Source organism: Pantoea sp. RSPAM1 (genome assembly GCF_038816185.1).
GTDB lineage: Bacteria > Pseudomonadota > Gammaproteobacteria > Enterobacterales > Enterobacteriaceae > Pantoea > Pantoea ananatis.
Map to the genome: position 1 here is coordinate 3,809,235 of NZ_CP046137.1, position 15,753 is coordinate 3,824,987.

The 15,753-nt window shown below is 55.8% G+C and carries 10 protein-coding genes and 1 riboswitch; of the genes, 8 read left to right on the top strand and 2 right to left on the bottom strand.

The window, feature by feature from the left end:
• Nucleotides 1–163 precede the first annotated feature (163 nt).
• From sgrR to thiQ, 4 genes are all read left to right on the top strand, one after another.
• Nucleotides 164–1,825 carry an HTH-type transcriptional regulator SgrR gene (gene sgrR / locus GKC68_RS18435; RefSeq protein ID WP_342656389.1) on the top strand — a complete coding sequence of 554 codons (1,662 nt, stop codon included), beginning with the start codon at nucleotides 164–166 and terminating at the stop codon, nucleotides 1,823–1,825.
• A gap of 35 nt (nucleotides 1,826–1,860) precedes the next feature.
• Nucleotides 1,861–1,965, top strand: a riboswitch (TPP riboswitch).
• A gap of 42 nt (nucleotides 1,966–2,007) precedes the next feature.
• Complete coding sequence (gene thiB, locus GKC68_RS18440; RefSeq protein ID WP_272844124.1) at nucleotides 2,008–2,994, top strand: thiamine ABC transporter substrate binding subunit; 987 nt, start codon at nucleotides 2,008–2,010, stop codon at nucleotides 2,992–2,994.
• Nucleotides 2,970–4,580, top strand: a complete 1,611-nt coding sequence (gene thiP / locus GKC68_RS18445) for a thiamine/thiamine pyrophosphate ABC transporter permease ThiP (RefSeq protein ID WP_047713577.1) — start codon at nucleotides 2,970–2,972, stop codon at nucleotides 4,578–4,580. Before thiB ends, thiP begins: the two co-directional genes overlap by 25 nt.
• Complete coding sequence (thiQ, locus tag GKC68_RS18450; RefSeq protein WP_047713576.1) at nucleotides 4,564–5,265, top strand: thiamine ABC transporter ATP-binding protein ThiQ; 702 nt, start codon at nucleotides 4,564–4,566, stop codon at nucleotides 5,263–5,265. The genes thiP and thiQ overlap by 17 nt, the downstream gene beginning before the upstream one ends.
• On the opposite strand, the gene GKC68_RS18455 is transcribed toward thiQ, so the two are convergent.
• A complete protein-coding gene (locus tag GKC68_RS18455) occupies nucleotides 5,262–6,026 on the bottom strand; it encodes a DedA family protein (RefSeq protein ID WP_013024585.1) in 765 nt (254 codons plus the stop codon). The two genes, thiQ and GKC68_RS18455, sit on opposite strands and share 4 nt — an antisense overlap.
• Before the next feature lie 167 nt (nucleotides 6,027–6,193).
• Here GKC68_RS18455 and polB point away from each other — a divergent pair, with 167 nt between their 5' ends.
• From polB to rluA, 3 genes are all read left to right on the top strand, one after another.
• On the top strand, nucleotides 6,194–8,554 hold the full coding sequence (polB, locus tag GKC68_RS18460) for a DNA polymerase II (protein ID WP_028724664.1): 2,361 nt from the start codon (nucleotides 6,194–6,196) through the stop codon (nucleotides 8,552–8,554).
• Between the two features lie 155 nt (nucleotides 8,555–8,709).
• Nucleotides 8,710–11,616, top strand: a complete 2,907-nt coding sequence (gene rapA, locus GKC68_RS18465) for an RNA polymerase-associated protein RapA (RefSeq protein ID WP_047713603.1) — start codon at nucleotides 8,710–8,712, stop codon at nucleotides 11,614–11,616.
• A gap of 37 nt (nucleotides 11,617–11,653) precedes the next feature.
• Nucleotides 11,654–12,307 (top strand): bifunctional tRNA pseudouridine(32) synthase/23S rRNA pseudouridine(746) synthase RluA, encoded by a 654-nt coding sequence (rluA, locus tag GKC68_RS18470; protein ID WP_014592894.1) that lies wholly within the window; start codon nucleotides 11,654–11,656, stop codon nucleotides 12,305–12,307.
• Nucleotides 12,308–12,365: 58 nt separating this feature from the next.
• On the opposite strand, the gene djlA is transcribed toward rluA, so the two are convergent.
• On the bottom strand, nucleotides 12,366–13,181 hold the full coding sequence (gene djlA / locus GKC68_RS18475) for a co-chaperone DjlA (RefSeq protein WP_028724661.1): 816 nt from the start codon (nucleotides 13,179–13,181) through the stop codon (nucleotides 12,366–12,368).
• A 182-nt stretch (nucleotides 13,182–13,363) separates the two neighbouring features.
• On the opposite strand from djlA, the gene lptD reads away from it, so the two are divergent.
• Nucleotides 13,364–15,736 carry an LPS assembly protein LptD gene (lptD, locus tag GKC68_RS18480; RefSeq protein WP_052177092.1) on the top strand — a complete coding sequence of 791 codons (2,373 nt, stop codon included), beginning with the start codon at nucleotides 13,364–13,366 and terminating at the stop codon, nucleotides 15,734–15,736.
• Nucleotides 15,737–15,753 lie beyond the last annotated feature (17 nt).

Here is a 15,753-nt window from a genome sequence, read left to right on the forward strand (position 1 = left end):
TGGCGAAATCGTAACACACTACTCAGAAGGGACAGACATCGCTGCCAGTCCATGTCAGAGCGCCATTCATTACTGAATGCCTCCCGCTCTTCCAATACAGGAAAGATTGCCTCTAAAATGAGGTAAGAAAAACAGAGCGCCTTTCTCAGGGAGTTCCTCTTTTATGTCGTCATCACGTCTGAAGCAGCAGTTCATTCGTCTGTGGCAAAATTGCCAGGGGCAACCACAGGAAACAACCCTGGGCGAACTGGCTGATTTGCTGCACTGTTCGCGTCGCCATATGCGAAACCTGCTAAACAGAATGCAAGCGGCTGGCTGGCTCACCTGGCAGCCCGAAGCCGGACGGGGCAAACGTTCCCTGATGACTTTTTGCTACACCGGGCTCGCGCTCCAGCAGCAGCGTGCCGAAGATCTTCTGGAGCAGGATCGTATCGATCAGCTAGTCCAGCTGGTGGGGGATAAAGATCAGGTCAGACAGATGATCAGCGCCCACCTGGGGCGGAGCTTCCGCCAGGGCAAACATATTTTGCGCGTCCTCTATTATCGCCCTCTGCTTAATCTGTTACCCGGTTCGCCCCTGCGCCGTTCGGAAACCCATATTGCCCGCCAGATCTTTAGCGGCCTGACGCGCATAAATGAGGAAAAGGGGGAAATCGAAGCCGATATCGCCCATCACTGGCAGCAAACATCCAATCTCCACTGGCGCTTTTTTTTACGTCCTGCCATTCGTTTTCATCATGGCCGGGAGCTGGACATGGCCGATGTGATCGCAAGCCTGGAACGCCTGCGTCAGTCCCCCCTGTTTTCTCATATCCAACGGCTCGACTCACCGGCCCCCTGGACCCTGGATATCTATCTGGATCAGCCCGATAGCTGGCTGCCCTGGCTGCTGGGCAGCGTCAGCGCCATGATTCTGCCACGGGAATGGCCTGAAATTCGCGATTTTACCCGTCATCCTGTGGGAACAGGTCCTTATCGGGTCGTCCGTAATCAGCACAGCCAGTTGAAGATAGAAGCGTTTGACGACTACTTTGGCTATCGCGCGCTGATCGATGATGTGTCGGTGTGGGTACTGCCAGAGATCAGTGACGAGCTGGTTTATGCAGGGGTTCGCCTGCAGGGCGAAAAAGCCGATGAGAAACAGGAAGAGAGCCGGCTTGAAGAAGGCTGCTACTATTTACTGTTCGATCAGCGTTCAGAAAAAATGGCCGATCGCGATATTCGACGCTGGCTCAGCGACCTGCTCAACCCGATTGCACTCCTCAATAATGCGGGCACGGGTTATCAGCGCTACTGGTTTCCGGCTTACGGCCTGCTACCCCGCTGGCATCATCGCCGCGATCTGACCCCAGTGGACAAACCGGCGGGCCTCACGAGCCTGACGTTAACCTGGTATAACCAGCATATTGAGCATGTCAGTATTACGGATGCCTTACGTCCGTTGCTGGCAGAACAGGGCGTTACGTTAAACACCCGGGAAGTCAGTTACGAAAGCTGGCATCAGGGCGAAGGCGAGAGTGATATCTGGCTGGGCAGCGTCAATTTTACCCTGCCCCTCGAATATTCCCTGTTTGCCCTGTTATACGAAACGCCGTTGATGCAGCACTGCCTGCCTGTTAACTGGCAGCAAGATGCCACGCGCTGGCGTGAAAAAACGCTCTCCCTCGCCGAATGGGGTAAACACCTGGTGGAAAATAGCTGGCTTCATCCGCTGTTTCATCACTGGCTGCTGCTGGAGGGCCAGCGCAGTATGCGCGGCGTGCGGATGAATACATTGGGCTGGTTTGATTTTAAATCCGCCTGGTTTGCCCCGCCTTCGCTGTGAGCCTTTCCCATTGCGCATTTAATGACTAGAATGTGGCGTTCTCAACGGGGTGCCCCTTTCCACAGTGTCAGGGCGCTGAGACATACCCGTCGAACCTGAATCGGTTAATACCGACGTAGGGATTTGAGAGGTTGTTGTGCTCAGATCCTTTGCGACTCAACCCTGCCGCCTAGGAGCGCAAAGTGTTAAAAAACGTCCTGCCCGTGCTGCTGTTACTCTCTGCCCCGGTCTTTGCGGCCAAACCTGTCCTGACGGTTTACACCTATGACGCCTTTTCCGCAGACTGGGGGCCGGGTCCGGCCGTCAAAAAAGCCTTTGAAGCCCAGTGCGGTTGCGAGCTGAAATTTGTCGCGCTGGAAGACGGTGTTTCGCTGCTGAACCGTGTACGTATGGAAGGCAAGAACACAAAGGCCGATGTGGTACTCGGCCTGGATAACAACCTTCTGCAGGCCGCGCAGCAAATCGGCCTGTTTGCCAAAAGCGACGTGGATACCCGTGAGCTGCAGGTGCCCGGGGGCTGGAAGGACACCACCTTTGTGCCGTTCGATTACGGTTATTTCGCCTTCGTGTACAACAAAAACACGCTAAAAAATCCTCCCACAAGCCTGAAAGAACTGGTTGAAAGCCCAGAAAAATGGCGCGTGATTTATGAAGATCCTCGCACCAGCACGCCGGGTCTTGGCCTGCTGCTGTGGATGCAAAAGGTTTACGGGGACAACGCGCCTGAGGCCTGGCAAAAGCTGGCGAAGAAAACCGTCACGGTCACCAAAGGCTGGAGTGAAGCCTACGGCCTGTTTCTTAAAGGCGAGAGCGATCTGGTGCTGAGCTATACCACGTCACCGGCTTATCACATCATTGAAGAGAAAAAAGATAACTATGCTGCGGCATCCTTCGCCGAAGGCAACTATCTGCAGGTAGAGGTGGCCGCCCGACTGGCGAACAGCAAGCAGCCCAAACTGGCAGAACAGTTTATGCAATTCATGGTTACGCCAGCCTTTCAGAACACCATCCCTACCGGGAACTGGATGTATCCGGTGATCAAAACTGACCTGCCCGCCGGGTTTGCCTCGCTCAGCGTGCCAAAGACAACATTGCAGTTTTCACCAGAAGAGGTTGCCAGCCACCGTTCGCAATGGGTTAGCCAATGGCAACGCGCCGTCAGCCGTTAATCCCTTTCTGGCTGATTCCGGGTTCGCTCGCCACGCTGATGCTCTGCAGCGTGGCGCTGCTGGCCTTCACAGCACTGTGGATGGCGGCGCCGGCAACCGACTGGCGGTCTGTCCTGCAGGATACGTATCTGCATCATGTTATTGGCTTTTCGTTTAAGCAGGCGCTGCTTTCCGCCCTGCTCTCCTTGCTGCCGGCTATTCCACTGTCCCGAGCCCTTTATCGGCGGCGCTTTCCCGGACGTCAGGTGTTGCTGCGCCTGTGCGCCATGACGCTGGTTCTGCCCGTGCTGGTGGCCGTATTCGGCCTGCTCACCGTCTATGGTCGGGTGGGCTGGCTGGCGCAGCTTTGCGCCTGGCTTGGCGTGGACTATCACTTCTCGCCTTACGGGCTTCAGGGAATTTTACTGGCCCATGTGTTTTTCAACTTGCCGCTGGCCACGCGCCTGATGCTGCAGGCGCTGGAAAGCATTCCTGCCGAACAGCGTCAGCTTGCTGCCCAACTGAACATACGTGGCTGGCATCATTTCCGGCTGCTTGAATGGCCCTGGCTGCGCCGCCAGCTCCTGCCCACCGGGGCATTAATCTTTATGCTCTGTTTTGCCAGTTTTGCCACCGTGCTCTCGCTGGGTGGCGGGCCGCAGGCGACCACCATCGAACTGGCCATCTTCCAGGCGTTAAGCTATGACTACGATCCGGGCCGCGCGGCGCTCCTGGCGCTGATTCAGCTCAGCTGCTGCCTGGTGCTGGTGCTCCTCAGCCAGCGCCTCAGCAACGCCATTCCGGCGAGTAGCCCGCAACTGCACGGCTGGCGCGATCCTCAGGATTCCACGCTGGCCCGCGTCAGCGACGCCGCCATCATCATTTTCGCCCTGCTGCTGCTGCTGCCACCGCTGCTGGCGGTGATCGTAGATGGTCTGGATGGCGGCCTTCAGGGCGCGTTACAGCAACCGGCGTTATGGCAGGCAACATTGACCTCGTTACGCATCGCGATCGGCGCCGGCGTGCTGTGTCTGGTTCTGACCACCATGCTGTTGTGGAGCAGCCGGGAGCTGCGCCTGCGGCAGCATACACTCGCCGCACAGATCATGGACACCAGCGGCATGCTGATTTTGGCCATGCCCGGTATCGTGCTGGCAACCGGCTTTTTCCTGCTACTGAACGCCACGACCGGCTTGCCGGACTCCGCGGATGGCGTGGTGATCTTTGCCAATGCGTTAATCGCGATTCCCTACGCGCTGAAAGTAATGGAAAACCCGATGCGGGATATCGCTGAACGTTACGCCCACCTGTGCGGGGCACTGGGCATCAGCGGCTGGAACCGCCTGTGGCTGATTGAACTGCGGGCGTTGAAACGTCCGCTGGCACAGGCGCTGGCGTTTGCCTGCGTGCTGTCGATTGGAGATTTTGGCGTCGTGGCGCTGTTTGGTAATGCCGATTTCCGCACGCTGCCATTCTATCTTTATCAGCAGATAGGCGCCTATCGCGGCGCCGATGGCGCCGTTACTGCACTGTTATTGCTGCTACTCTGCCTGTCTCTGTTCACCTTGATGGAAAAATTACCGGGCCGCCATGCTGACACTGAATAATCTGACTTACCTGTATCAGCATTTGCCGATGCGTTTTTCCCTTCATGCCGGGCGCGGCGAACGACTGGCGATTCTCGGCCCAAGTGGGGCAGGTAAAAGTACGTTATTAAACCTGATTGCCGGTTTTCTGCCCGTTAGCCAGGGCAGCCTGACGATTAACGGTGTTGACCATACGAATAGCGTGCCCGCCCAGCGCCCGGTATCAATGCTGTTTCAGGAAAATAACCTGTTTCCGCACTTGAGCGTAGAACAGAACCTGGGGCTGGGCTTACATCCCGGTCTTAAGCTGACTTCAGATCAGCGCCTACAGGTGACGGCCATTGCGCAGCAGGTCGGACTCAGTGAGATGCTGTCACGCCTGCCGGGCCAGCTCTCGGGAGGCCAACGCCAGCGCGTTGCTCTGGCGCGCTGTTTACTGCGCGATCGCCCGGTGCTGCTGCTGGATGAACCTTTTTCGGCGCTGGATCCGGCCCTGCGCGGTGAGATGCTTAATCTGGTGCGCGCCGTCTGCGAAACCCGTGCGATTACGTTGCTGATGGTGTCACACAGTCTTGAAGACGCACAGCAGATAGCGCCACGTAGCGTGGTGGTGGTGGATGGACGCGTTTACTGGCAGGGCGCGACGGACGCACTGTTGTCAGGGAACATACGGGAAGCCGACGTGCTCGGCATCCCGCGCCGTTAACCGATAAAGACCTGCCACAACAGGTGGCGGAAAATTGGCATCATCGGATGAAACTGGATGCCGACGAACGCCGCAACGGCCACCACAAAACTCAGCGGCGCCAGCCAGCGCAGACGTTCGGGTGGCAAATACGCCGTCGCCCAGTCGCGCGTTTTTCCACTGCGCCACCAGCGCCAGCACAGCCAGCATCCCAGCCATACCAGGATAGCAACGCCTAATAACAGCCAGATGAAATGGCCGCCCTGGGCCTCTTTCGGGACATCAATCGCGACGCCTGCCAGAATACCCGGCAATAAATAGAGCGGAGGCCATAAAATACAGCCGATCAGATTGGGGGGCAGAAATTTGCGTACCGGCAATTCCAGCATGCCCGCCACCAGCGGGATCAGCGGCCGGGTTGGCCCGACAAAGCGCCCGACCAGAATGGTAAACATGCTGTGCTGATACAGCGCGTGTTCGGTCTTATCCAGCAGCCCTTTGTACTTTTGCAGGTATTTCCAGCGATGAAGCGGCCCCTGGAACTTCCAGCCAATGCCATACGAAACCCAGTCGCCCAGCAGGCAGCCTATGAAGCCCGCGGCCCAGGCGGGATATAAGCCGATCTGTCCACTGCCCACCAGCGCACCCAGGCTCGCCATCATGACGGTGCCAGGGAGTAACAGCCCCACGAACGCCAGTGACTCCAGAAACGTCACCAGCGCGACGGCAAACAGCGCCCACTCCAGCGACTGTGTAATCAGGTGTTCAACCCAGGCTTCCATATCAATCCTCAGAAAAAGCAGAAGGCTGGATTGTCCAGAGCAGACATCACAGCGTCAAGGCAAGAATTGTAGGCCAATATTGACAAAACGCACCGGCAGACACTGTATAAATATCCATGTTATACTGGTAAATGAGATGTCCGACTCGCTATCTGCCTGGAGAATACGTGAATAAGCCCCGCGCAGGGTTTCTGCTCAGTCGTCACTGGCGCGACACGCCGCAAGGCACCGAAATTACGCTGTGGCTGGCCACCGACGAGGGTGCTCAGCGCGTTGTGCTGCCTTTGCAGGAATCAGTGACGTTTATTCCCTGTGAATATCAGGCGCAGGTCGACACGCTGTTGCAGGGCGAGCGCCAGTTGCGGATGCAGCCTTTGCGATTAAAAGATTTTCGCCGCCGTCCCGTATTTGGCCTGTACTGCCGGCAGCATCGCCAGTTGCAGTGGGTTGAAAAGAAACTGCGTGAAAGCGGCATTCCGCTGTATGAATCCGATATTCGCCCACCTGAACGCTATTTGATGGAGCGGTTTATTACGGCGCCCGTATGGTTTGATGGTGAGGCGCGCGGCGATGCACTCGTAAACGCGCGGCTTAAACCGCACCCTGATTACCGGCCCCCGCTGAAGTGGGTCTCGCTGGATATTGAAACGACCCAGCATGGCGAGCTTTACTGCATTGGTCTGGAAGGCTGCGGACAGCGCCAGGTTTTCATGCTGGGACCGCCTAACGGCGACGCCAGCGAACTGGATTTCGAACTTATCTATCTTGAGAGCCGCCCGCAGTTGCTGGAGGCGCTGAATCGCTGGTTTGCCGATAACGATCCGGATGTGATCATCGGCTGGAACGTGGTGCAGTTTGACCTGCGCGTGCTGCAGAAACACGCCGATCGCTACGGCATTCCGTTACGTCTTGGCCGCCAGCAGGCCGCGCTGGAGTGGCGAGAGCATGGGTTTAAACCCGGCGTGTTTTTTGCCCAGGCGACAGGTCGCCTGATTATTGACGGCATCGATGCCCTGAAATCCGCTTTCTGGGATTTTCCCTCTTTTAGTCTGGAATCTGTTTCGCAACAGCTGCTCGGTGAAGGCAAAGCCATTGATAACCCATGGCAGCGCATGGAAGAGATCAACTGGCGTTTTGCCAATGATAAACCGGCGCTGGCGCGCTATAACCTGAAGGACTGCGAGCTGGTCACGCGCATCTTTCATAAAACCGAGATCATGCCGTTTTTACTGGAGCGCGCAGCCGTTAACGGGCTGGCAGTCGACCGCCACGGCGGCTCCGTCGCGGCATTCGGTCATCTGTACATCCCCCGCATGCACCGGGCCGGTTTTGTCGCCCCGAATCTGGGCGATGTGGCGCCGGAAGCCAGCCCCGGCGGCTACGTGATGGATTCCCGGCCGGGCCTGTATGATTCCGTGTTAGTGCTGGATTATAAAAGCCTGTATCCCTCAATTATCCGCACCTTTCTGATCGATCCCGTCGGGCTCATCGAAGGTCTGGCGCACCCAACGGATGCGGACTCGGTGCCCGGTTTTCGCGAGGCGCGCTTCTCACGTGAGACGCATTGCCTGCCGGCCATCGTAGAGCAGATTTGGCAGGGGCGCGAAACCGCGAAAAAACAGGGCAATAAACCCCTGTCGCAGGCCCTGAAAATCATCATGAATGCGTTTTACGGCGTGCTCGGCACCAGCGCCTGCCGCTTTTTTGACCCTCGTCTGGCCTCGTCTATCACGCTGCGCGGTCATGCCATCATGCAGCAAACCCGTGAACTCATTGAGGCTGAAGGCTACGATGTGATTTATGGCGACACCGATTCGACCTTCGTTTGGCTGAAATCTGCCCGGGATGAAGACGAGGCAGAGGCAATTGGCCGGGCACTGGCCGGGAAGGTCAACGGTTGGTGGCGTGAACACCTGCAGCAGCAATACGGCCTGACCAGCGCCCTGGAGCTGGAGTATGAAAATCACTTTTGCCGATTCCTGATGCCGACGATTCGCGGTGCTGAACAGGGCAGTAAAAAACGCTATGCAGGCTTAATTCGGGAAGGCGAAAGTGAGCGTATGGTGTTTAAAGGACTGGAATCGGTACGCACCGACTGGACGCCGCTGGCACAGCAGTTTCAGCAAGAGCTTTACAGCCGCATATTTCATCGCCAGCCGTGGGAAGACTATGTGCGTAACACGGTGGCCCAGTTGCTGGCAGGTGAGCTGGACGACAGGCTGATTTATAAAAAGCGCCTGCGCCGCCCACTGAACGAGTATGAACGCAATGTGCCGCCCCATGTCCGCGCCGCCCGTCTGGCTGATGAGCAGAATCGTAAGCTAGGCCGGCCGTTGCAATATCAAACCGGGGGCCGCATTCGTTACGTGATTGCCACCGGCGGTCCCGAGCCGGTAGAGGCCCGAACCACGCCGCTGGACTACGATCACTACGTAACTAAACAGCTGCAGCCCGTAGCCGAAGGCATTCTGCCTTTTGTCGATGGCGACTTTGCTACACTCATTACAGGGCAGTTAGGCCTTTTTTGACAGGTGACGAATGCCCTGCCATCCAGTACCATAGCGCCCTTCCTCAACACTCACTGCTCTGACATGACGCACCAGGCCCTTTTGCCTGGATGAAATGCTATTGCCTGAGAATGGGGAACACCTCCAAAAACGTTAAAAATTCGAGCAAAAATTATATGGTTTTTACATTAGGTCAGCGTTGGATTAGTGATACAGAAAGTGAACTGGGATTAGGCACCGTGGTGGCGATTGATACGCGCATGATCACCCTGCTGTTCCCAGCCACAGGGGAAAATCGCCTCTACGCTCGCAGCGACTCGCCGGTCACCCGCGTGATTTTTAATCCGGGTGATACCGTTACCAGCCACGAAGGCTGGCAGATGCAGGTCGATGAAGTACGCAATGACAATGACCTGATAACCTATATCGGCACGCGCCTTGATACCCAAGAAACCCACGTCATGCTGCGTGAAGTGATGCTCGACAGTAAACTGGTGTTCAGCAAACCCCAGGACAGGCTGTTTGCAGGCCAGCTCGACCGTATGGATCGCTTCGCCCTGCGTTTTCGCGCACGTAAGTATCAAAGTGAGCAGTATCGCCTGCCCGTCAGCGGCCTGCGCGGCATGCGTACCAATCTGATCCCCCACCAGCTGCATATCGCCCACGACGTAGGCCGCCGCCATGCGCCGCGCGTTCTGCTGGCGGATGAGGTCGGCCTGGGGAAAACCATCGAAGCCGGCATGATCATCCAGCAGCAGCTGTTGGCAGGCCGTGCTGAGCGCGTACTTATCGTCGTGCCAGAAACCCTGCAACATCAGTGGCTGGTAGAAATGCTACGCCGCTTCAACCTGCGCTTCGCCCTGTTTGACGACGATCGTTACGCTGAAGCGCAGCACGACAGTGACAATGCCTTTGACACCGAACAGCTGATTATCTGCTCGCTGGACTTTGTGCGTCGCAACAAACAGCGTCTGGATAAGCTGGCGGACGCCGACTGGGATTTAATGGTGGTGGATGAAGCGCACCATTTGGCCTGGTCCGAAGGCGAACCAAGCCGCGAGTATCAGGTGATCGAAAAACTGGCTGAAAAAACGCCGGGCGTCCTGTTACTGACCGCGACGCCAGAACAGCTGGGCATGGAGAGTCATTTTGCGCGCCTGCGCTTACTTGACCCCGACCGTTTTCATAATTTTGCCGCCTTTGTTGAAGAGCAGCAGCACTTCCGCCCGATTGCCGATGCGGTGACATCGCTGCTGGCCGATCATGCCATCTCACAAAACGAGATGAATATGATCAATGAACTGGTCGGCGAGCAGGATATTGAACCACTGCTGCAGGTGGCAAACAGCGATCGTGAAGGCAAACAGGACGCGCGCAGCGAACTCATTTCTATGCTGATGGATCGCCACGGTACCAGCCGCGTGCTGTTCCGTAATACCCGCAACGGGGTGAAAGGCTTCCCGAAACGTGAGTTACACGCCATTCGTCTGCCCCTGCCGGCTCAGTATCAAACGGCCATTAAAGTGTCCGGTATTATGGGCACACGTAAAAGCGCAGAAGCGCGCGCGCGCGATCTGCTCTATCCGGAACAGATTTATCAGGAGTTCGAAGGCGATACCGGCACCTGGTGGAACTTCGATCCGCGCGTTGAATGGCTCATGGGTTATCTGACCAGCAACCGTAAAGAGAAAGTGCTGGTGATCTGTGCTCAGGCCGCTACAGCACTGCAACTGGAGCAGGTGTTGCGTGAACGTGAAGGGATTCGCGCCGCCGTGTTCCATGAAGGCCTGTCGATCATAGAACGCGATCGGGCTGCCGCCTGGTTCGCTTCTGAAGAGAACGGCGCACAAGTCCTGCTGTGCTCCGAAATTGGTTCCGAAGGCCGTAACTTCCAGTTCGCCAGCCGTCTGGTGATGTTCGATCTGCCGTTTAACCCGGATCTGCTGGAGCAACGCATTGGCCGACTGGATCGTATTGGCCAGGCGCACGATATTCAGATTCTGGTCCCCTGGCTGGAGAAAACGGCCCAGGCCGTGCTGCTGCGCTGGTATCACGAAGGGCTGGACGCGTTCGAGCACACCTGCCCGACCGGCAGAGCCATTTACGACAGCGTCAACGCAGAGCTGATCAACTACCTTGCCGCACCGGAAAACAGCGACGGGTTTGATGATTTCATTAGCGAATGCCGTAAGCAGCATGATGCGCTGAAATCCCAACTCGAACAGGGCCGCGACCGCCTGCTGGAGCTAAACTCTAACGGTGGTGAAGCCGCCCAGGCGCTGGCGAGTACCATTGCCGAACAGGATAATGATACCGAACTGGTTAACTTTGCTCTTAACCTGTTTGATATCGTCGGCATTAATCAGGAAGACCGCAGTGATAACCTGATCGTGCTGACACCTTCAGATCATATGCTGGTTCCGGACTTTCCGGGCCTGCCGGAAGACGGCTGTACAATCACCTTTAATCGCGATCAGGCCCTGTCGCGTGAAGATACGCAGTTTATTACCTGGGAACATCCGTTAATCCGTAATGGCCTGGATCTGATTCTGTCAGGTGACACCGGCAGTTGTGCGCTGTCGCTGTTAAAGAACAAGGCACTGCCTGTGGGGACACTGCTGGTCGAGATGATCTACGTGGTGGAATCCCAGGCACCGAAACATCTGCAGCTAACCCGCTTCCTGCCCCCTACGCCGGTGCGCCTGCTGCTGGATCGCAACGGGACGAACCTGGCGGGTAAAGTGGAATTCGAAAGCTTCAACCGCCAGTTGAATGCCGTTAATCGCCACACCGGCAGTAAGCTGGTGAATGCCGTACAGCAGGACGTACACGCGATCCTGACACTGGCTGAAAAAGAAGTCGTCAGTGAAGCTCGTGCCGTTATTGACGCTGCACGGCGCGAGGCGAGCGAAAAGCTGGGGGCCGAGTTATCACGTCTGGAAGCACTGAAGGCCGTTAACCCCAACATCCGTGACGATGAGGTCGAGGCGCTGGAAACGAATCGCCAGCAGGTACTGGAGAGTCTGGATGAAGCCAACTGGCGACTGGATGCACTGCGTCTGATTGTGGTTACGCATCAATAAGTTCAGGGCCGCAAGGCCCTCTTTTTTGGAATAGAGTATGGAACCCTACAATCCGCCGCTTGAGCCCTGGCTGCACATTCTGTATCAGGATGCCCATATCATGGTGGTGAATAAGCCCAGCGGCCTGCTTTCGGTACCCGGTCGGCTTGACGAGCACAAAGACAGCGTGATGACGCGGATCCAACGCGATTATCCTGAGGCGGAATCTGTGCATCGGCTGGACATGGCGACCAGCGGCGTGATTGTGGTCGCCCTGACAAAGGCCGCAGAGCGCGAGCTTAAACGCCAGTTTCGTGAACGCGAGCCTGCAAAGACTTATGTGGCCCGGGTTTGGGGCCATCCGGCCCAGGAGAAGGGCATGGTGGATTTACCGCTGATTTGCGACTGGCCTAATCGCCCGAAGCAGAAAGTGTGTTTCGACACCGGCAAGTCGGCGCAAACCGACTACCAGGTTGTGGAATACGGTGACGATAACAGCGCGCGCGTCGCGCTCAAACCGATTACCGGGCGCTCGCATCAGCTGCGCGTACATATGCTGGCGCTGGGCCATCCGATTCTGGGTGACGGTTTTTACGCACATCCGGAAGCGAAAGCCATGGCAGATCGTCTTCTGCTGCACGCCGAATCGCTGACCATCACGCACCCGGCGTTTGGTAATGCCATGACCTTCAGGCAGCCTGCCGATTTTTAATCTGCCATGATGCTGATGCCTCGCGCGCCCACGCTATGAGTCCGGGCGCGCATCTCACTTATTTAAAGCCTTTTTCTTTGCGAATCAGATCGTAAGCCGACTGAATGTCCTGCGCTTTCTGTTTCGCCATCTCCATCATCTCGGGCGGCAGACCTTTCGCCACCAGCTTATCCGGGTGATGTTCACTCATCAGTTTGCGATAGGCGCGTTTGATGGTGGTGGCATCGTCGGTGGATTTCACACCCAATACGTTACAGGCATCGGATAACGTCGGGCCGCGTTGCGCCTGCTGAAAACCGCCCTGCTGTGAATAGCTGCGACCGCCGCCGAACTGCTGTCCCCCCTCCATCATGCGCAGAAACTGGTCGAACTGACTCTGAGAAATCCCCAGTTCTTCACCAATCACATACAGCACCTGACGTTCATTGGGATGCAGCGACCCATCGGCAAACGCGGCCTGGATCTGAATTTCCAGAAACATCCTAATCAGATCAAAACGTCCGAAGCAGGCACTGCGCAATTCACGCAGTTTGGTACGGAGCGGATATTCCCCCTGCTTGCCTTCGCGAAAGGCGCGCTGTGCAGCCATTCGGGCATCGCCATGCAGCTGCATGCGATCCATAAACAGCGATGCAATCTGAATATCCGCTTCGGTTACGCGCCCTTTCGACTTGGTTAAGTGCCCCATGACCTGAAAAGTCGTGCTGAAAAAGAGTGACTGCCGGGTCTGATTATTTGAGAAGTAAGCTTTGCTCTGCGCGCCGCGAACCTTGTCAAATCCATGCCCAATGATCAGACCAATAACAATTCCCCAAAAGCCTGCGCCGGACAGCAATCCAAGCACTAAACCTATTACTTTTCCCCAGTAGCGCATAAACTCCTCAATTCGCCATGCTTACGGCTGAAAATTGCATTATCATACCTGTCATTTATCTCAGCGCCTAACGGCAGCGCGGACAGAAAAGGATTAACACTGGCACAACGCCAGGCAGTGCGTTAGTCTCTGACCCGATTGTCGGCATGATGCCAGTTTTCATGGAATTCTCGATACCGCGTATGAAAAAACATATACCTACTCTGCTGGCCACCATGATCGGCGCAGCCATTAGCCAGCAAGCCTTCGCCGATGATTTAATGTCGCAGTGTATGTTAGGCGTGCCAAGCTTTAATCGCCCCCTGGTTAACGGCGATCCTAATCAGCTGCCCGTTACTATTCACTCGGATTCCCTGAAAGGCAACTATCCTGACGATGCGGTCTTCACAGGTGATGTGGATGTGCAGCAGGGCAATAGCCGCATGCTGGCAGATGAAGTACAGCTTCACCAACGCCAGCCTGAAGGTCAGACCGTCCCCGTTCGTACCGTCGATGCGCTAGGTAATGTGCACTACGATGATAATCAGGTCATCCTGAAAGGTCCGAAAGCCTGGTCAAATCTGAATACCAAAGATACCAACGTCTGGAACGGCGATTATCAGATGGTAGGCCGTCAGGGCCGCGGAACGGGCGATCAGATGAAGCTGCGCGGTGAAAACCGTTATACCATCATGGAAAACGGCACCTTCACCTCCTGTCTGCCCGGCAGCAACAGCTGGAGCGTCGCGGGTTCTGAGATCATTCAGGATCGTCAGGAAGAAGTGGCTGAAATCTGGAATGCGCGCTTTAAACTGGGTTCCGTCCCCGTGTTTTACAGCCCCTATCTGCAATTGCCCTTGGGCGATCGTCGCCGTTCCGGTTTTCTGATCCCCAATGCTAAATACGGCAGCAGCAACGGTTTTGAGTTCATTCTGCCCTACTACTGGAACATCGCGCCACAGGCCGATGCGACCATTACGCCGCATTACATGAGTAAGCGCGGGCTGCAATTGCAGAATGAGTTCCGTTATCTGACACAGGCTGGCGCAGGCCTCGTTGAGTTTGACTATCTGGCCTCAGATAAACAGTATGACAACGACAAAGCTGCACGCGGCATTGCCCAAAATGACAGTTCGGACCGTTGGTTATTTTACTGGCGTCACTCTGGTGTTTACGACCAACACTGGCGTTTTAACGCTGATTACACCAAAGTCAGCGATCAGTTTTATTTCAACGATCTGACCTCGCCTTACTACACTTCGACAGATGGTTACGCCTCGCAAAAATTCAGCGTGGGCTATGCGGATACCAACTGGGACGCAACGCTGTCGACCAAAGATTTCCAGATTTTTGGCAACACGAGCAACAGCAACGTCTATCGCGCCTTCCCGCAACTGGACCTCAACTGGTACCAGAACGATGTGGGTCCGTTCGACACCCGCATCTATGCACAGGCCGTCAAGTTTACCAACGTCAACAGCAACTATCCTGAAACCACGCGTTTACACGTTGAGCCCACGATTAATCTGCCGTTGTCCAACGGTTGGGCCAGTCTGGATACCGAAGCGAAGTTTCTGGCGACGCACTATCAGCAGAAAGATGTTGATTACTACAACACGAATTTTGCGCCAACCAGTACAAGCAGTGGCGTGCTGAAAGACTCTGTTAACCGGACCTTGCCACAGTTTAAAGTTGACGGTCGTATGGTGTTTGACCGCGATATGGACTGGGCGCAGGGCTACACGCAGACGCTGGAACCCCGGGTTCAGTACCTGTATATCCCGTATCGTAACCAGAGTGATATCTACCCTTACGACTCCACCCTGCTGCAAACCGACTATACCGGCCTGTTCCGCGATCGTTCATACAGCGGCCTGGACCGCATCGCATCGGCCAACCAGGTTGCCACCGGTGTCACTACGCGAATTTATGATACCGATTTGGTTGAACGTTTTAACGTTTCTGTAGGTCAAATCTATTCGTTCACGCCTTCTCGTACTGGTGTTAACCAGGTCAATAAAGAAGACGACACCGGTAGTCTCCTGTGGGCGGGTGACAGCTACTGGAAGATAAGTGACCGTTGGGGCGTGCGCGGCGGGCTGCAGTATGATACCCGCCTGAATAACGTGGCACAGGGAAATACCGTACTGGAATACCGCCGTGATGCTGACCGTATGGTGCAGTTGAGCTACCGTTACAGTAGCCCGGAGTATGTTGCTTCTGCGCTGAACAACAGTTCACTGGTGAATAACCCGATTTATAAAAACGGGATTTCACAGGTCGGTACGACGGCGAGCTGGCCGATTCATGATGCGTGGTCGGTGGTTGGCGCGTATTACTATGATACGCGCAATAATCGTCCTGCATCACAGTTGGTTGGCCTGCAGTACAGCTCTTGTTGCTACGCAATTCGTCTGGGATATGAGCGCAAAATCAACGGTTGGGAAAACAACGACAGTAAGTATGACAACCAAATCTCATTCAACATTGAGTTACGTGGCCTGAGCTCAAATTATGGCCTGGGAACCGGCCAGATGCTGAGTCAGGGTATCATCCCTTATCAGCGTGCATTCTGATGTTGTGATGTTTGACA